Raw genomic sequence first — 16,996 nt, 5'->3', positions numbered from 1 at the left:
AGATTGAAGGGAGATTTACAGAAATGGACTTATTGAGTTTAAAGTCTAGATTTTTTCAACTATATGGCAATGGAGAAGTGTCTATTTTCTTTTCACCAAGCAGGGTTAATTTAATTGGTGAACATATTGATTATAACGGTGGATATGTAATGCCTTGTGCTCTTCAACTTGGGACATATGGATTGGTGAGAAAAAGAGATGATGGTAATGTTAGACTTATATCGAAAAACTTTGACTTAAAAATAGAAACTCATGTTAATGATTTAAAATACAAAGAAGAACATGGATGGGGGAATTATCCTAAAGGAGTTCTATATTATTTAAAAAAAGCTGGATATAAGGTTTCAGGCATGGATATATTGATAAAAGGTAATATACCCAATGGTGCAGGACTTTCTTCTTCTGCTTCTTTGGAACTTCTTATAGGGCAAATAGTCAACAGTTTATTCAATGAAGGAAAAATTTCCTCAATAGAATTAATTAAAATATGTCAAAGAGCAGAAAATGAATTTATAGGAGTTAAATGCGGTATAATGGATCAATTTGCTATAGCTATGGGAAAAAAGGATAAAGGAATATTATTAGACTGCCATACTCTTTACTATGAATACATAGATATGAATCTTAGAGATTATACTTTGGTTATTATGAATACAAATAAAAGGCGAGAATTAAACGACTCAAAATATAATAAAAGAAGAGAAGAATGTGAAATAGCATTGAATATTGTTAGAAGATATAAGAACATAGAAAATCTTTGTCAATTAACCATAGAAGAATATAATGAATTAGAATTATATATAGAAGATGAGACTATTAGGAATAGAGCAAAACATGCAGTTTATGAGAATGGAAGGGTCTTAGAAGCCTGTGAGGTTTTGAAAAAAGGGGATATAAAAGAATTAGGAAAACTTCTTGTACAGTCACATAACTCCTTAAAAGATTTATATGAAGTAACAGGAGTAGAATTAGATACTATAGTAGAAGAAGCTATAGCTTATGAGGACTGTATTGGAGCTAGAATGACAGGTGCAGGCTTTGGAGGATGTGCTATAGCTTTTGTAAAAGAGGATAAGGTTGAAGATTTTATAAACAAGGTAGGACAAACTTATAAAAATAAAATAGGCTATGAAGCAAGTTTTTATATAACGGGCATAGGAGACGGTACTAGAGAGCTGTCCTTAGAATAAATATAGAGGTGATATATATGGCTGTTTTAGTTACTGGTGGAGCAGGATATATAGGCAGTCATACGGTTTTAGAACTGCTTAATAGAAAAGAAAAAGTAGTTGTAATAGATAATTTAGTTAAGGGACATAGAGAGGCAATAAAAGGAGGAACTTTTTATCAAGGGGATCTTAGGGACGAAGACTTTTTATGCAATGTATTTGAAGAAAATGAAATTCAAGAAGTTATTCACTTTGCCGCCTATTCCTTAGTAGGAGAAAGTGTAGAAGATCCAATAAAATACTATAACAATAATGTAGTAGGAACCATTCAGCTTTTAAGTACTATGAAAAGATATGGAGTTAAAAATATAGTTTTTTCGTCAACAGCAGCAGTATATGGAGAACCAATTAATATTCCTATTTTAGAAGAAGATGCTACGATTCCAACCAACCCTTATGGGGAAAGTAAATTAGCCATAGAAAAAGCTCTTAAATGGGCAAATAAATCGGGAGATATAAACTACATAGCTCTTAGATATTTTAATGCAGCAGGAGCTAATAAAGATGGTTGTATAGGTGAAGATCATAGTCCTGAAACCCATCTTATACCTATTATATTGGAAGCAGCATTAGGAAAGAGGGAAAGGGTTTTTATCTATGGAGACGATTATGATACTCCTGATGGAACTTGTATTAGAGATTATATCCACGTAGTAGATCTAGCCGAGGCTCATATACTGGCTTTAGATAAACTTAGAAGAGAAGGAGAAAGTGGCATATATAATTTAGGAAATGGGCGAGGATTTTCGGTAAAAGAAGTGATAGATAAAGCTAAAAAGGTTACAGGAATCAATATACCTGTAAAAATAGGAGAAAGGAGATTGGGAGATCCAGCTGTATTAGTGGCTTCTTCTAAAAAAGCAAAAAAAGAACTAAATTGGAATCCTAAATATAATGATTTGGAAAAAATTATAGAAGACGCTTGGAATTGGCATAAAAACAATTTAAATGGATATAGAAGATAAAAATAAAGGGGATTAAAGATGGCTAAGGTAACCTTTAAAAATGTTTATAAAATCTATTCGGGAGATGTAGCAGCAGTTAAAGACTTTAATCTTGAAATAGAAGATAAAGAGTTTATCGTATTAGTTGGATCTTCTGGCTGTGGAAAATCTACTAGTCTTAGAATGGTGGCAGGACTTGAAGAAATAACTAAAGGTGATATATACATAGGAGATAATCTGGTAAATCAAGTACCGCTGTTTGATAGTGAAATGGAAGAAGCTATATTGAATTAAAGTAAAACCTCTTGTTTGTAAAATAACAAATAAGGGGTTTTTTTTAATAGTAAAATGTTGTCCCTTCTTCTATATAAGAAGTAGAAGGGGGTGATAAGATGGCAATTCAAGAAATAAAGGAAAATACTACATTGAAGATTGAACTAGATGGAGGCACGGTTGACGGAAAGCAAAAGATTAAATCTAAAACCTTTAACAAAGTTAAAGTAACAGCAGAAAACCAAGAGTTATTTAAAACTGCAACAGCTTTAGCTAATCTTCAAAGTAAGGATTTATTAAAAGTTAAAAGGATTGAAGAAGTAGTATTAAAGGAAGAGTAAAATATTTTCATTATTTAATAGGGAGGTGATTAGATGGAAAAAAGTAGATTAGAAATGGAGTTTATAGATATGGGCAGCAAAAAGTTTAGAATAGCCATTGATGAACCTAAAAATGGTATAACTCCTCAAGAAGTTAAGGATGCTATGGAAGCCATAGTAGCCAGTAATATATTTACTTCTGCAGAAGGAGATTTAGCAGGAGTAATTGGAGCTAAGATAGTGACAACTACTGTAAATGAATTAGAATTTTAATATAAGGGACCTTTGGGTCCCTTAGTTTGAAAGGAGAACTAATATGAATGAAATATATAGTCATATAGCTAATTTAGGTTTTCCTATAGTAATTTCTATCTATCTTTTGGTAAGAATAGAAGGAAAGTTAAATCAACTAACGGAAAGCATAAATGAACTATCTAGAACAATAGCTGGAATAAAGTAAAAAATTCCCTTCTTGACACCGAACATAAGTTCTGTTAAAATAAGTCAAGGAGGGGATTTTTTATGGAAATAGAAAAGATCTTATTAGAAGAATTGTTAGCTTTCCTTCCAATCTACATAACATTAAAAGGAAATTGCACATTAATATATACGAAGAATGGAAGGGAAAGGGAAATAGAAAAGGGGATTAGATCCGTTTTAAATCAGCTTAGTAAATATTATTTTATGGATCTAAAGGAAGTAAAAAAGACTTATGGGAATTTACTTTGTTCGAAAAATTTAGTACCTATACCTTTTAATAAGGATAATGTATTTATACCAGTAAAGACAAGAAAACCCATGTATAAAAATGACGGAGCCATAGGTTATGTTAATATAAATCACATAAACAAGACTACTAAATTAAACAATATGTCAATAATTCATTTAACCAATGGTAAAAAAATTCAATGTTTAAATTCCCTTGAAACAGTTAATAAACATATAAATAATGGTCATATTGTGAAGAAACTTTATGAAGACAAACAAACTATAACTTTAAGGGACGGTTATAGTTTTTATGCAGAATACGATAGACCGGCTACCAAGGGAGATATAGCATTACTTAGAAGAGAAATTTTAGAAATAAAAGAAACTATAAGATAGGCTAGTGTGATATAATAAGCTTAATTATAATAAGTGGAGGAATGGCATTGCTAAGTTTAGAAGGAGTAATTGAAGAAATAAAATTTAGAAATGAAACTAATGGATATACAGTAGCAAAACTCCATACTTCTGATGGGTTAGTGACCATAGTAGGTTATGTTCCTTTTATAAATTTAGAGGAAAAGGTAAAAGTAGAAGGAGAATGGATTTATCATCCAACTTATGGAGAACAACTTAACTTTACCAGTCTCTCCACAGTAGTACCTTCAACATTAACGGGAATAGAAAAATATTTATCCTCAGGACTTATCCCCTATATTGGACCCAAAACTGCAAAAAAAATAGTAGAAAAGTTTGGATTAGAATCTTTAGAGGTTATTCAATATAACCCAGAAAGACTTAAAGAAATAGAAGGTATAGGGGATAAAAAACTAGAAAAAATAGTGAAAGCTTATGAAGAGCAGAGAGAACTAAGAGATATAATGGTGTTCTTACAGCAGTTTGGTATTACCGTTAACTATGGCATTAGAATATATAAAAAATATGGTAAGGATACCATTAATATAATTAGTGAAAACCCTTATAGATTGTCAGAAGATGTATTTGGTATAGGCTTTAAAACTGCAGACCAAATAGCTCAAAAAATGGGTATAAGTATACAATCACCTTATAGAATAGAAGCGGGAATTAAATACATTATAATGGAACATGCAGGTAATGGCCATTGTTATGTACCTAAGGAAGAGTTAATCTTTCATACCTCAAAACTTCTGCAAATAGAAGATACTTTAATAGAAGAATCTATAAGAGACTTAGCAATAAAGGGAAATGTTCACTTAATCAATGAAGGAGATGAAACCTTAGTCTATTATACTCCTTTCCATGTAGCAGAAAATAATGTTAGTAAGAAAATAGTTGAACTTTCTAGAGTGGACTTAGAAGAATTTAATGTAGATGTGGAAAAGGAGATTCAAAAAATTGAAGAAGAGGAAGGCATTAATTTTGCTAAGAAACAGGTCTTAGCCATAAAAGAATCTTTAAATAATGGACTAATAGTTGTAACAGGAGGACCAGGAACGGGGAAAACTACTACCATTAATGCAATTATTAAAATTTTTGAAGACTTAAACCTTTCAGTAGTCTTAGCTGCTCCAACTGGAAGAGCTGCTAAAAGAATGACAGAAACTACTGGTAGGGAGGCAAAGACTATTCATAGACTTTTAGAATATTCCTTTATGGAAGAAGATATACCTTTTGGAAAAGATGAAGATAGTCCTATAGAAGGAGATTTGATTATAATAGATGAAGCTTCCATGATAGATATTTTACTTATGAATAGCCTACTTAAAGCTATTAATCCAGGAACAAGGCTTATATTAGTAGGAGACGTAGACCAGCTTCCTTCTGTTGGACCAGGCAATGTTTTAAAGGACATTATTAATTCAGGAGTAGTAAAGGTAGTTGAGTTAGATGAAATCTTCAGGCAGGCTGGAGAAAGCATGATTATAGTCAATGCCCATAGAATAAATAAAGGAGAATCCCCTTATTTAAACGAAAAGAATAAGGATTTTTACTTTATGACTAAACCTCAACCCAACTTAATAGTAGATACAATATTAGATTTATGTAAGGAAAGGCTACCAAACTTTTATGGAGTAGATCCCGTTAAGGATATTCAAGTCTTAACGCCTATGAAGAAAGGCGATGTCGGAATCAATTCTTTAAACAAGCATTTACAGGCTGTATTAAATCCTAAAGCTAAAGAGAAAAGTGAAAAACAGATGGGAGACGATTGTTTTAGAGTTGGAGATAAAGTAATGCAGATAAAGAACAATTATACAACTGAATGGAAACTAATTAGGAATGGTATAGAAATAGAATCGGGAGAAGGAGTATTTAATGGAGACTTTGGATTTATAACGGATATTGATGAAGAGGATAGAATCATAAAAGTTCTATTTGACGAAGAAAAGGAAGTAGAATACGATTATAATCAATTAGATGAATTGAAATTAGCTTATGCAACAACAGTCCATAAAAGTCAAGGAAGTGAATTTCCGGTAGTAGTTATGCCGATATATTGGGGGCCGCCAATGCTATTAACTAGAAATTTACTTTATACTGCAATAACTAGAGCTAAAAAATTGGTAGTATTAGTTGGAGAAGAAAGATATCTTTCTATGATGGTGAAAAATAATAGAATTACCAAAAGATATTCTAGCCTTGATAGTAAAATAAGGAACATTATGGCCATTTTTTAGGAGTGAAAGAATGGGAATTATTAAAGATATTAACGAATTATTATTTCCTGAAAGGCATATTTGTTTATTTTGTAAGGGGAAATCGACTATTATAAAGTCATATATTTGTAAGGAGTGTGAAGAAAAGTTAGAAGCTATAAATAAGGAAGTTTATTTAGATTCTTACTATATATCTAAAGTAGTCTATTCTTTAGCTTATAATCGATTTATTAGGGAGAAATTAAAGGAATATAAATTTAATGGAAAAAATTATTTGTATAAGCCCTTTGGTGAAATTATGTTAAATACTATAAATCAAAAGAATCTCTGTAGTGAGATAGATTTAATTATGTACGTTCCTTCTCATAGAAGAAAGGAAGCTTTAAGAGGATATAATCAATCTGAACTTTTAGCTAGATACATAGCAAAATTTCTTAATATCACTTTATCTTCTAAGAACTTAATTAAAATTAAATGGACTAAAGACCAGAGTCAGCTACAAAGATTAGATAGAATAAAGAATTTAAAAGGTTCCTTTCAAGTAAGAGATAAAGAGGAAATTAAATTCAAAAAAATATTGCTTATTGACGATATTATTACTACAGGAACTACTATGGAAGAGTGCAGTAAGGTATTGTTACATAATGGAGCTAAAGAAGTTGTAGGACTAGCCCTTACGTCTAGTAAAATAAATTAGGTGGTGGAAGGAATGAATGTTAGAAATTGTAATCGATGTGGAAAAATTTATAATTATGATGGTTTTAGATTATGTATACAATGTAGAAGAAATGATGAGGGTGATTTTCAGAAAGTAAAAGAATATCTATATGAAAATCCTGGAGCTAATGTGGCTGAGGTTTCAGAACAAACAGAGGTTTCAACAAGGAAAATAATTGAATTTTTAAAAGAAGGAAGATTAGAAATAAAAGATGAAAACAATATTCTTCTTGAATGTGAAAAATGTGGTACCCCTATTAAGACTGGCAGATTTTGTGACAAATGTACTATTAGTCTTCAAAAAGAGTTAAGACAGGCTGTAGCTAGAACAAAAGATCCTAAAGATTTAGGAGTGGGAAGAGCAAAAGAAAAAATAAGAATTACGGATAGATATAATAAATAAAAAGGGCTTCTATTGAAGCATTAACATATTAAGGAAGCCTTTTTTGAAATCCATTACGGAAAACTTAAATTAAGGAAAAATATGATTTTCCTATGGATTATAAAAAAGATTAAAGAATCACCCTACTTTACCGATAATATTATTGAATATGGGAAGTGGGGTGTTTTTATGAGAATAAATAAAATGGATAATGTGTTTCAAGTATATAACAAAAACTTGGGAGTCAAAAATATAAAAACAAATAAATCAGGAAAAAGTTCTGATGAACTAAAGATCTCAGAGAATGCTATGGATTTTCAGTTTGCAATTAATAAAGTTAAAGAAGTAGAAGATATACGAGTGGAAAAAGTAGAAAAGATTAAAGAACAAATAAAATCAGGAACCTATGAAATAGATGGTAAAAAGATTGCAGAGAAAATATATAACAGCATTAATTTTGACCAAAAAATTTAGTAGTAGGTGGTAAAAAATGACCTTTAAAGAAGAATTGGAACAATTGTTAAAGAAAGAATTAGAAGTCTTGGCTAAACTAAAGACTCTATCCTTTGAAAAAACAGATTTAATCATAAACAACAGGATACAAAAATTAGAAGAAGCAACAATGGATGAGGAAACTTTAATTAACGAAATAAGTTTCTTAGAAGAAGAAAGAGAAAAGCTATTGGATAATTGGGGAGTAGGAAAAGATACATCCATTTCCGATGTAATAGAAAAGATTCCAGAGGAAAAGGAAGACTTAGTAGAATTAAAAGATAAGTTAAGTCATGAATTAGAAGAGCTATATTTAAGAAATGCTCTAAACAATGATTTAATAAGAGATTCTCTTGAATGGATTGATTTTAATATGAATTTAATTACCAATAGCAGTCAAACTCCTACTACCTATGGTAAAGGTAACAAAGGATTAGGCGGCAATAGTATTTTTGATAGGAAGGTGTAGTGATGGGATTTGGAGGATTATATATATCTATATCAGGATTACAAGCTAATAAAAGATCATTAGAAACTGTTTCACATAATATATCTAATGCAAACAATTCTAATTATGTAAGACAAGGAGCAATTCATGTTTCAAACTCCTATACAAACTCTATGGATAGTAGATTTCAAGTAGGAACAGGAGTTAGTATACAGCAGATTAGACAAATAAGAGATGAGTTTTTAGACATAAAGTTTAGAAGGGAAATGGCGACTTTTGGATACCATAAGGCGAAATCTGAACTTCTTGCAGACGTAGAAAGTATATTTAATGAGATACCCGATAGCGGTCTGCAAAAAATAATGGACGGTTTTTGGGATAAATGGAATGAGTTATATAAAGAAGCTGATAGTTTACCTATAAGAGGTTTGGTTCATGAAAGTGCTATAGCGTTTACAGATACAGTAAATCATATGAGCACTCAGCTAGATAATATTCAACAAAACTTAAATAAGAAAATTGTAACTACAGTTAATGATATCAATAACACTTTAGATAAAATAGCGAGTTTAAATAAGAAAATAAAAGTAATAGAAAGCAGCAATAATGTAATGAAGGCCAATGATTATAGAGATGAAAGAAATGCACTATTAGATAAGTTATCAGGAATTCTCCCTATATCTTGTTATGAGAACAACCTTGGGGAAGCAATAGTATCTCTTCAAGGGAAAGACTTAGTCAGTGGAAGTAACTTTAATTCCATCAGTATTGAAAATGATGAGAAAGGGTTGGCTAATATATACTGGAAGGATTCGAAAGATAAAATAGATTTAAATGGATTGGGAGAATTATGTGGACTTATAGACGTCAGAGACGGTTCTGTTAAAGAGTATATAAATAGGCTGGATGTGTTGGTTAAAACTATAGCTACTGAAATAAACAATATCCATAGAACTGGCTTGGATTTACAAGGAAATACTAATATTGATTTCTTTGTCCCAGCAGATGGAAGTATTAATGCTTCCAATATTAGGGTAAACCCTATTTTATCTGATTTTAATAAAATTGCAGCATCTAAAACATTGGACAAAGGTGATGGAGATATTGCAAAAGCCATTCATGATTTAAGAAAGGAAACTCTTTATGGTAAATTTGATCCATCAAAGCCCTTTGATGATCCAGCAAATAAGGATATGAATATAGATGAATTTTACAATGATTTAATAGCAGTTTTAGGTATTGAAAGAGAAAGTTCAAGAGGTACTGCGGAAACCCAAGCCTTTTTAATCAATCAGATAAATGAAGATAGAAAAGGAATTTCCTCTGTATCTTTAGATGAAGAAATGACAGATATGATTAAGTATCAACATTCCTATGTAGCCAACAGTAGAGTTATAAATGCCGTAGATGAAATGATAGAGAACGTTGTAAATAGATTAGGTTTAGTAGGAAGATAAAAATTTTTTCGAAGGGACTGAGAAAATAATATGTTTTTTGGATTAAATACGGCAGTAAAAGGTTTATTAGCAAGTCAAAGAAGCTTATACATTACAAATCATAATATAGATAATGCCAATACAAAAGGATATTCCAGACAACAAGGATCTCAAAGGGCAACATCTCCTTTTGAATTACCTGGAGTAGGATTTCTAGGTACTGGAACTGAGATTTACGATATAAAAAGAGTAAGAGATTCCTTTGTGGATTTTAAATATTGGAATGAAAATGCTCCAATGGGAGAATGGGAAGTTAAGAAAAATATTTTAACCGAAATAGAGAAATTAATGGGAGAACCATCTGATAGTAGTTTTAGAAAGTATCTAGATGATTTCTATACAAGTCTAGATGAAATGAGTAAAGATGCTTCTGATGATTCTTATAGAAAACCTGTTAGAGAAAATGCATTAGCTTTTACAAAGCATATTAATGAGACTGCGATAAGACTTGAAAATATGATGAAAGAAACCGAAAAAGCTATGGAGATTAAGGTAAAAAATATAAATAATTTAGCTACTCAAATAGGAAGTTTAAACAGACAAATTTATTCAGCTGAAATAAATGGTCAACAAGCCAATGATTTAAGGGATAGAAGAGAACTGTTAGTAGATGAATTATCTAAAATAGTTAATGTAAGGGTAGATGAATCTTCGGAAGGTAAATACACAGTTAGTGTAAGTGGTATATCCATAGTAGATCATACTACAGTAAATAAAGTAAAGTTTGATAAAAACAGTGAAGAGAAAGTATTCTGGGAAAATGGAAGTCCTATGAATCTTAAGTCTGGAGAACTAAAAGGTTTGATAGACTTATATAATGGTGACGGTAAGGACAATAATTATAGGGGGATTCCTTATTATATAAATAAATTAAATAGCTTTGCTAAAGGATTCGCTACAAAATTTAATGAACAGCACAGAATGGGATATGGGCTTGATGGAACTACGAATGGCATAGATTTCTTTAAGTTTGATAGCGATAACCCAGCAGCAACTATAACTCTCGATAATAAAATAATGGAAGACTTAAAAAATATAGCAGCTGCTTCAAAATCACCAGGGGATGCCGAAGATAATAATAATCTTCTAGCTATAATAAAATTAAGAGAAGACAAAGAATTTTTTACAGGCGATGACTCACAAGGAACTCCTGATGATTTTATAAAATCTATTCTTTCTAGTTTAGCTGTAGACAGCTTACAGTCTAAAAGAATATATGGTACTCAAGAACTAATACAACAAAATGCTGAATTAAAGAGAAAATCTATTTCTGGAGTATCTGAAGAAGAGGAAATGGCAGATATGGTAAGATTCCAACATGTATATGTTGCCTCAGCAAGAATGATAACTACTATGGATACAATAATAGAAACAACCATAAATCGATTAGGGCTTGTAGGAAGATAAGAGGGGTGAGAAAATGAGAATAACCAATAATATGCTTGTAGATAACATGGTATATAATTTAAATGGAAATCTACAAAGACTTGAAGAATTACAATATCAAATGGCAACAGGGAAAAAATTTAGAGTTCCCTCTGATGATCCAATAGGGGTGAGTAAAAGCTTAAAGTTTAATACAGACTTATCCAAAGTTAATCAATATGTAAGAAACACTAAGGATGCTTATTCTTGGATGAAGGAAACAGAATCGGCTTTAAGTGAAATAAATGCAGTACTACATAGAGCCAACGAATTAACAGTACAAGCAGCTACTGGAACCAACTCTCCTGAGGATTTAGAGAAGATAAAGGAAGAAATTAAAGAGCTAAAAGGCCATTTAATTCAAGTAGGAAACTCTACTTATGCAGGGAGACATTTATTTACAGGCTTTAAAACGGATAAACCTTTATTAGATGAAGAGGGAAACTATAATATAGATTTAAGACCAGATGAAATATTTGAGTACAATGTAGGGGTATCAGAAACTGCATTAATAAATACTTTAGGTGGAAAAGTATTTGGAAGTCCTAGTGGTGGATACGGTGGAGAAGTAAAAACAGGAGAAAAGCCAACATTAATAAAGGTGTTTGAAGATTTATCTGAAGCATTAGAGAATAATGTTACAGCCGATATACAGAAATCCATAGGAAACATTAAATCTTCTATGGAACAAGTATTATCAGTAAGAGCAGAAGTAGGAGCCAAATCCAATAGACTAGAACTAACACAAAATAAATTAGAATATCAAGTAATTAGCTTGAAAGAGCTTCTATCATTTAACGAAGATGTTAGTTTACCAGAAGCCTATATGAAATTAAATATAGAGGAAAATGTATATAGATCGAGTTTAGCTGTTGGAGGCAGAATAATCCAACCTAGTTTAATGGACTTTTTAAGATAGCAAAAAGCCTACTTTGGATAAAATATATCCATAGTAGGTTTTCTTATAACGAATAGGAAAGTTCTACTTTTTTTCTTTTTTCAATGTAAGAACTTGTTCTGACCTAAATGAGTTTAAGAAAAGCTACCTTAATAACGCGTCGATAGACGCTTTTCTTATATTAACATATTATAGTATAATAAACTTAGGAGGGGACAAAATGAAGATAAATACAAAATATTTTGGCGAAATAGAAGTAGTAGAAGAAAAAATAATTGAATTTCAAGAAGGAATACCAGGCTTTGAAGAAGAAAAGAAATTCGTAATCATAAATAATCCAGATTCAGAAAATCCCTTTGATTGGCTTCAAGCTATAAATGACCCTAATCTATCCTTTGCAATAGTAAATCCATTTATAGTATTTGATGACTACGATGTAAGAATTCCAGATTCAGCCATAGATAAGCTTAAATTAGAAAATGAAAAGGATATAGTGATTTATACTATAGTAGTAGTGCCAGAAGATGTTAATAAAATGACAACCAACCTTTTAGGACCTATAGTAATTAATAGTAAAGAGAGATTAGGAAAACAAATAATTTTAGACGATGAAAGATATACTACGAGACACTATATTTTCAGTCAAAATAGCGAAATAGGAGGAGAGTAGTATGCTGATTCTTGCAAGGAAGAAAGATGAAGCTATTATTATAGATGGAAATATTGAAATAAGAATAGTAGATATAGAAGATGGTAAAGTAAAAATTGGCATAGAGGCTCCTAAGAATATTGACATTATGCGTAAAGAATTGTATAAAAGAATACAGGAAGAAAATTTAGCGGCAGTAAATACAGAAATAAAAATGGAAGAGATGAAAAAATTATTTAAAAAATAGGGTACATTCAAGGAGGAGTTATAGTGGGCAAGGATAGCTGTGAAGTAACCTATTTAGGAAACAATAGGAGTTGGAAAATATTAATAGTAGATGACGATAATTTTATACATAGAATGATAAAAGAAATAAATAAGGATTTTAAATTTGAGGACAAGCCTTTGGAATTTTTAAGTGCTTATTCAAGTGAAGAAGCACTTAATTTGTTGTCTGCCAATAAAGATATAGCTTTAGTTCTACTAGATGTATTTATTGAAAATGAAAAAACTGGACTCAACCTTACAAAATATATTAGAGAAGTACTTAACAATATGGAAATAAGAATAGTTTTAATGACTGGCAGAGGAAGTAGTCAATTACAAGAAGATGCAATAGTTAACTATGATATTAACGGATATGAAATTAAGACAGAATTGTTTTCTAAAAAAATGTATACAGTAATTATAGCTTCTCTTAGATCCTATAGGGATATTATTCGTATCAACAACAATAGAAAAGCTATGGAAGAAGTAGTCTCTTCTTCGAGCAGTCTCTTTGAAACTAGCTCAGTTTATGATTTTATTACTGATGCTCTATGCCACTTAAGTTCAATTATAAACCTATGTAAAGAAAAAGATGGTTGTACCGTAAATGCCTTTGCAGCTACCCGCTATTTTGGAGATAAAAGTTTTAAAATTATTTCTGGTCATGGTAAATACTTAAGCTTTGTAAATAATAGAATAAAAGATGTAGTTTTACAAGAAGATTTTGAAAAAATAAAGGAAGCCTACAGAAAAAAAGATCATTTATTTTTTGAAAATAGCTATATTTCCTACTATAATAGTTCCAATGGAGTAGAAGGAATAATCTTTATAGAAACCGATGGTAAGATAGATCATGTAGATAAAGCACTTTTAGATGTATTTCATAGAAGTATATCGGCTGCCTTTGAAAATCTATGTTTAAATATTGAAATAGAAGAAACTCAAAAAGAAATACTATATATTTTAGGAGAAGTAACTGAAGCTAGATCTGAAGAAACAGGAAACCATGTAAAAAGGGTGTCTAAATATTGTAAATTACTAGCAGAAGAATATGGACTTTCTAAAAGAGAAGTAATGCTTCTAACCTATGCTTCACCTATTCACGATATAGGAAAAGTAGCCATCCCTGATAATATATTATTGAAACCAGGAAGATTAACTCCAGAAGAATTTGAAATAGTAAAAACTCATACTACTATAGGATATAATCTACTAGAAAGTTCTCATAGACAAATACTAAAAACAGCAGCCATAGTAGCCCATGAACATCATGAAAGATATGATGGTAAAGGTTATCCTAAAGGATTAAAAGGAGAAGAAATACATATCTACGGTAGAATAACTGCCGTAGCTGACGTATTTGATGCCTTGGGATCTCCAAGAGTTTATAAAAAAACTTGGGTAATAAACGATATATTACAATATTTTCAACAAGAAAAAGGAAAACACTTCGATCCAAAGCTAGTAGATATCCTATTTAGCAATTTAGATAAATTTTTAGAAATAAAACAAAAATATTCTGATGAAAACACTAAAGTTATTGGACAAGCATCCGATAATATAAGTGAAAGCTAAATAGCTTTTAAAAATATAAAAGTTTTATGGCAAGGATGCCAAAAACGAAAAAATTCAAGGAGGAATTTATAATGAGAATTAATAACAACATGATGGCTATGAATACTCATAGACAACTAGGAATAGCTAACAATGCTGGTGCTAAATCAATGGAGAAATTATCATCAGGATTTAGAATCAACAGAGCAGGAGATGACGCAGCAGGATTAGCAATCTCTGAAAAGATGAGAGGTCAAATTAGAGGACTTAACATGGCTTCTAAAAATGCTCAAGATGGTATTTCAATGATTCAAACAGCAGAAGGTGGATTACAAGAAGTACATGCTATTCTTCAAAGAATGAGAGAGTTAGTAACTCAAGGTGCTAATGATACTTATGCAACAGCAGATAGAAGTAATATAACAGATGAATTAAAAGAGTTAACAGCAGAAGTAGGAAGAATAAAAGATACTATTCAATTCAACACTAAAAAATTACTTAATGGGACTGCTGGATCTGGTGTTACTTTCCAAGTAGGAGCAAATTCTGGAGAAATAATGACTGTGAATTTTAAGGCTGATGGTGTCAATCTTTCTGGAGTACACAAAGCTTTAGCTGATGCATTGGGAGAACTTGATGATAATAGCAACTTAGTAACTGAAAACTTCCAAAAAGCTATTACTACAATAAATACTCAACTTGAAACTGTTTCAAAAGGAAGATCATTATTAGGAGCTGCACAAAATAGATTAGAGCATACAATTAAAAACTTAGATAATGCTGCTGAAAACTTACAAGCTGCAGAATCAAGAATCAGAGATGTAGATATGGCAAAAGAAATGATGGAGATGACAAGACAGAACATATTACAACAAGCTTCAACAGCTATGTTGGCTCAAGCAAATCAAGCACCACAAACTGTATTACAATTATTAAGATAACTAAAACTCTAAATATATAACTTAATTAGGGATGATAAACAATTCAAGGATGAATTGTGAAATAATTTCGACTCAAGGACGAGTTGATATGGCCTTATATTTTGTAGAATGTAAATATTAGGTATGTATTGACTCGTTTTTTGTAAGGGAGATTTCTAATATATTAGAAATCCACATTTAATATAAAATATAGCACCAAAGGACTATGCTTTATAATATTTTAGTACTATAGATTTATCATGAAATACATGATAGTATTTGAATTATGAATTAGGACTTGGGGAACCTGGAAGTATTCACTTATTATAAGTTATACCAAGGAGGAGATTTGATGTTGGTAGTAGGCAGAAGGCCTAACCAATACATAGTAATTGGTGATGAAATTATAGTTAAAGTTATAAAAAGTGATGAAGGGGATCTAAGATTAGCAATAAATGCACCTAAAGATGTAAAGATTGTCCGTGGTGAAATATATGAAAGTGAAAGATTGAAAAAAATATAATATTATTTAGTTTCAAAATTTATTAGTATTAAATTATCTAGATGAGTTGATTTATGAGATATATCGAATATGGGATTAGAAAATAATTTAGAGGCTAATTATTTTGTAGTAATAAATGATATTAGTAGACAACACAATGCTAGAAATTTGTGTAGTCTATTATATATAAATAAAAATAAAATATTTTAGTGAGAAAGGAAGCTCACTGTAAAAATTCAAGGAGGGAAAATTAATGAGAATTAATAACAACTTAATGGCTATGAATACTCATAGACAATTAGGAATAGCTAACAATGCTGGTGCAAAGTCAATGGAGAAATTATCATCAGGATTTAGAATCAACAGAGCAGGAGATGACGCAGCAGGATTAGCAATCTCTGAAAAGATGAGAGGTCAAATTAGAGGACTTAACATGGCTTCTAAAAATGCTCAAGATGGTATTTCAATGATTCAAACAGCAGAAGGTGGATTACAAGAAGTACATGCTATTCTTCAAAGAATGAGAGAGTTAGTAACTCAAGGTGCTAATGATACTTATGCAACAGCAGATAGAAGTAATATAACAGATGAATTAAAAGAGTTAACAGCAGAAGTAGGAAGAATAAAAGATACTATTCAATTTAACACTAAAAAACTACTTAATGGAGATGCTGGATCTGGTGTTACTTTCCAAGTAGGAGCAAATGCTGGAGAAATAATGACTGTGAATTTTGAGACTGACGGTATTAATCTTTCTGGAGTACACAAAGCTTTAACTGATGCACTGGGAGAACTTGATGATAATAGCAAATTAGTAACTGAAAATTTCCAAAAAGCTATTACTACAATAAATGACCAACTTGAAACTGTTTCAAAAGGAAGATCATTATTAGGAGCTGCACAAAATAGACTAGAGCATACAATTAAAAACTTAGATAATGCTGCTGAAAACTTACAAGCTGCAGAATCAAGAATCAGAGATGTAGATATGGCAAAAGAAATGATGGAGATGACAAGACAGAACATATTACAACAAGCTTCAACAGCTATGTTGGCTCAAGCAAATCAAGCACCACAAACTGTATTACAATTATTAAGATAGTTGAACTATTTTTAAGACAAACTAAACCAGAGGA

At 30.9% G+C, this 16,996-nt stretch carries 21 protein-coding genes; all 21 read left to right on the top strand.

Annotated features, from left to right (window positions below):
* The first annotated feature begins 23 nt into the window (after window positions 1-23).
* The 21 genes from KQI42_RS01645 (at window position 24) to KQI42_RS01545 (ending at window position 16,962) form a co-directional block, all read left to right on the top strand.
* A complete protein-coding gene (locus tag KQI42_RS01645; RefSeq protein ID WP_216516083.1) occupies window positions 24-1,190 on the top strand; it encodes a galactokinase in 1,167 nt (388 codons plus the stop codon).
* A gap of 17 nt (window positions 1,191-1,207) precedes the next feature.
* Window positions 1,208-2,194 (top strand): UDP-glucose 4-epimerase GalE, encoded by a 987-nt coding sequence (gene galE, locus KQI42_RS01640; protein ID WP_216516082.1) that lies wholly within the window; start codon window positions 1,208-1,210, stop codon window positions 2,192-2,194.
* Window positions 2,195-2,212: 18 nt separating this feature from the next.
* Window positions 2,213-2,467: an ATP-binding cassette domain-containing protein gene (locus KQI42_RS01635; RefSeq protein ID WP_216516081.1), complete on the top strand. Its 255-nt coding sequence runs from the start codon at window positions 2,213-2,215 to the stop codon at window positions 2,465-2,467.
* 98 nt (window positions 2,468-2,565) lie between these two features.
* Window positions 2,566-2,787, top strand: coding sequence for a DUF1659 domain-containing protein (locus KQI42_RS01630; protein ID WP_216516080.1), 222 nt, complete (start codon window positions 2,566-2,568; stop codon window positions 2,785-2,787).
* A 33-nt stretch (window positions 2,788-2,820) separates the two neighbouring features.
* Window positions 2,821-3,039: a DUF2922 domain-containing protein gene (locus tag KQI42_RS01625; protein WP_216516079.1), complete on the top strand. Its 219-nt coding sequence runs from the start codon at window positions 2,821-2,823 to the stop codon at window positions 3,037-3,039.
* 43 nt (window positions 3,040-3,082) lie between these two features.
* Complete coding sequence (locus KQI42_RS01620) at window positions 3,083-3,226, top strand: YvrJ family protein (RefSeq protein ID WP_216516078.1); 144 nt, start codon at window positions 3,083-3,085, stop codon at window positions 3,224-3,226.
* A 62-nt stretch (window positions 3,227-3,288) separates the two neighbouring features.
* Window positions 3,289-3,870 carry a hypothetical protein gene (locus KQI42_RS01615; protein WP_216516077.1) on the top strand — a complete coding sequence of 194 codons (582 nt, stop codon included), beginning with the start codon at window positions 3,289-3,291 and terminating at the stop codon, window positions 3,868-3,870.
* A 47-nt stretch (window positions 3,871-3,917) separates the two neighbouring features.
* Window positions 3,918-6,131 carry an SF1B family DNA helicase RecD2 gene (gene recD2 / locus KQI42_RS01610; RefSeq protein WP_216516076.1) on the top strand — a complete coding sequence of 738 codons (2,214 nt, stop codon included), beginning with the start codon at window positions 3,918-3,920 and terminating at the stop codon, window positions 6,129-6,131.
* 10 nt (window positions 6,132-6,141) lie between these two features.
* Complete coding sequence (locus KQI42_RS01605) at window positions 6,142-6,807, top strand: ComF family protein (RefSeq protein WP_216516075.1); 666 nt, start codon at window positions 6,142-6,144, stop codon at window positions 6,805-6,807.
* Between the two features lie 12 nt (window positions 6,808-6,819).
* Entirely contained in the window at window positions 6,820-7,230 is a 411-nt protein-coding gene (locus KQI42_RS01600; protein WP_216516073.1) for a TIGR03826 family flagellar region protein, read from the top strand.
* 168 nt (window positions 7,231-7,398) lie between these two features.
* Window positions 7,399-7,683 carry a flagellar biosynthesis anti-sigma factor FlgM gene (gene flgM / locus KQI42_RS01595; RefSeq protein WP_216516071.1) on the top strand — a complete coding sequence of 95 codons (285 nt, stop codon included), beginning with the start codon at window positions 7,399-7,401 and terminating at the stop codon, window positions 7,681-7,683.
* A gap of 16 nt (window positions 7,684-7,699) precedes the next feature.
* On the top strand, window positions 7,700-8,170 hold the full coding sequence (locus tag KQI42_RS01590) for a flagellar protein FlgN (protein ID WP_216516069.1): 471 nt from the start codon (window positions 7,700-7,702) through the stop codon (window positions 8,168-8,170).
* A 2-nt stretch (window positions 8,171-8,172) separates the two neighbouring features.
* Window positions 8,173-9,606 carry a flagellar hook-associated protein FlgK gene (gene flgK / locus KQI42_RS01585; protein ID WP_216516067.1) on the top strand — a complete coding sequence of 478 codons (1,434 nt, stop codon included), beginning with the start codon at window positions 8,173-8,175 and terminating at the stop codon, window positions 9,604-9,606.
* Between the two features lie 30 nt (window positions 9,607-9,636).
* On the top strand, window positions 9,637-11,052 hold the full coding sequence (flgK, locus tag KQI42_RS01580) for a flagellar hook-associated protein FlgK (protein WP_216516065.1): 1,416 nt from the start codon (window positions 9,637-9,639) through the stop codon (window positions 11,050-11,052).
* A gap of 13 nt (window positions 11,053-11,065) precedes the next feature.
* Window positions 11,066-11,989 carry a flagellar hook-associated protein FlgL gene (gene flgL, locus KQI42_RS01575; RefSeq protein WP_216516063.1) on the top strand — a complete coding sequence of 308 codons (924 nt, stop codon included), beginning with the start codon at window positions 11,066-11,068 and terminating at the stop codon, window positions 11,987-11,989.
* Window positions 11,990-12,188: 199 nt separating this feature from the next.
* Window positions 12,189-12,638 (top strand): flagellar assembly protein FliW, encoded by a 450-nt coding sequence (gene fliW, locus KQI42_RS01570; RefSeq protein WP_216516060.1) that lies wholly within the window; start codon window positions 12,189-12,191, stop codon window positions 12,636-12,638.
* A 1-nt stretch (window position 12,639) separates the two neighbouring features.
* Complete coding sequence (csrA, locus tag KQI42_RS01565) at window positions 12,640-12,864, top strand: carbon storage regulator CsrA (protein ID WP_216516058.1); 225 nt, start codon at window positions 12,640-12,642, stop codon at window positions 12,862-12,864.
* Window positions 12,865-12,887: 23 nt separating this feature from the next.
* Window positions 12,888-14,459: a DUF3369 domain-containing protein gene (locus KQI42_RS01560; protein ID WP_216516056.1), complete on the top strand. Its 1,572-nt coding sequence runs from the start codon at window positions 12,888-12,890 to the stop codon at window positions 14,457-14,459.
* 71 nt (window positions 14,460-14,530) lie between these two features.
* Window positions 14,531-15,379 (top strand): flagellin N-terminal helical domain-containing protein, encoded by an 849-nt coding sequence (locus KQI42_RS01555; RefSeq protein WP_216516053.1) that lies wholly within the window; start codon window positions 14,531-14,533, stop codon window positions 15,377-15,379.
* A gap of 331 nt (window positions 15,380-15,710) precedes the next feature.
* Window positions 15,711-15,881, top strand: a complete 171-nt coding sequence (locus KQI42_RS01550; RefSeq protein ID WP_216516051.1) for a carbon storage regulator — start codon at window positions 15,711-15,713, stop codon at window positions 15,879-15,881.
* Window positions 15,882-16,113: 232 nt separating this feature from the next.
* Window positions 16,114-16,962 carry a flagellin N-terminal helical domain-containing protein gene (locus KQI42_RS01545; protein WP_216516049.1) on the top strand — a complete coding sequence of 283 codons (849 nt, stop codon included), beginning with the start codon at window positions 16,114-16,116 and terminating at the stop codon, window positions 16,960-16,962.
* Window positions 16,963-16,996 lie beyond the last annotated feature (34 nt).

This window comes from Tissierella simiarum (assembly GCF_018917865.1).
Taxonomy (GTDB): Bacteria; Bacillota; Clostridia; order Tissierellales; family Tissierellaceae; genus Tissierella_C; species Tissierella_C simiarum.
Note: the sequence above shows the minus strand (reverse complement) of the source record. Positions and strands in the feature narration are given on the sequence as shown.

What these genes read in the sequence shown, in the direction of transcription:
- flgM (WP_216516071.1), top strand. Translation starts at nt 7,399, where the DNA reads ATGAGAATAAATAAAATGGATAATGTGTTTCAAGTATATAACAAAAAC.
- KQI42_RS01550 (WP_216516051.1), top strand. Translation starts at nt 15,711, where the DNA reads ATGTTGGTAGTAGGCAGAAGGCCTAACCAATACATAGTAATTGGTGAT.
- KQI42_RS01600 (WP_216516073.1), top strand. Translation starts at nt 6,820, where the DNA reads ATGAATGTTAGAAATTGTAATCGATGTGGAAAAATTTATAATTATGAT.
- KQI42_RS01620 (WP_216516078.1), top strand. Translation starts at nt 3,083, where the DNA reads ATGAATGAAATATATAGTCATATAGCTAATTTAGGTTTTCCTATAGTA.
- KQI42_RS01605 (WP_216516075.1), top strand. Translation starts at nt 6,142, where the DNA reads ATGGGAATTATTAAAGATATTAACGAATTATTATTTCCTGAAAGGCAT.
- flgK (WP_216516067.1), top strand. Translation starts at nt 8,173, where the DNA reads ATGGGATTTGGAGGATTATATATATCTATATCAGGATTACAAGCTAAT.
- flgL (WP_216516063.1), top strand. Translation starts at nt 11,066, where the DNA reads ATGAGAATAACCAATAATATGCTTGTAGATAACATGGTATATAATTTA.
- flgK (WP_216516065.1), top strand. Translation starts at nt 9,637, where the DNA reads ATGTTTTTTGGATTAAATACGGCAGTAAAAGGTTTATTAGCAAGTCAA.
- KQI42_RS01625 (WP_216516079.1), top strand. Translation starts at nt 2,821, where the DNA reads ATGGAAAAAAGTAGATTAGAAATGGAGTTTATAGATATGGGCAGCAAA.
- csrA (WP_216516058.1), top strand. Translation starts at nt 12,640, where the DNA reads ATGCTGATTCTTGCAAGGAAGAAAGATGAAGCTATTATTATAGATGGA.
- KQI42_RS01555 (WP_216516053.1), top strand. Translation starts at nt 14,531, where the DNA reads ATGAGAATTAATAACAACATGATGGCTATGAATACTCATAGACAACTA.
- fliW (WP_216516060.1), top strand. Translation starts at nt 12,189, where the DNA reads ATGAAGATAAATACAAAATATTTTGGCGAAATAGAAGTAGTAGAAGAA.
- KQI42_RS01635 (WP_216516081.1), top strand. Translation starts at nt 2,213, where the DNA reads ATGGCTAAGGTAACCTTTAAAAATGTTTATAAAATCTATTCGGGAGAT.
- KQI42_RS01645 (WP_216516083.1), top strand. Translation starts at nt 24, where the DNA reads ATGGACTTATTGAGTTTAAAGTCTAGATTTTTTCAACTATATGGCAAT.
- KQI42_RS01590 (WP_216516069.1), top strand. Translation starts at nt 7,700, where the DNA reads ATGACCTTTAAAGAAGAATTGGAACAATTGTTAAAGAAAGAATTAGAA.
- galE (WP_216516082.1), top strand. Translation starts at nt 1,208, where the DNA reads ATGGCTGTTTTAGTTACTGGTGGAGCAGGATATATAGGCAGTCATACG.
- KQI42_RS01630 (WP_216516080.1), top strand. Translation starts at nt 2,566, where the DNA reads ATGGCAATTCAAGAAATAAAGGAAAATACTACATTGAAGATTGAACTA.
- KQI42_RS01615 (WP_216516077.1), top strand. Translation starts at nt 3,289, where the DNA reads ATGGAAATAGAAAAGATCTTATTAGAAGAATTGTTAGCTTTCCTTCCA.
- KQI42_RS01545 (WP_216516049.1), top strand. Translation starts at nt 16,114, where the DNA reads ATGAGAATTAATAACAACTTAATGGCTATGAATACTCATAGACAATTA.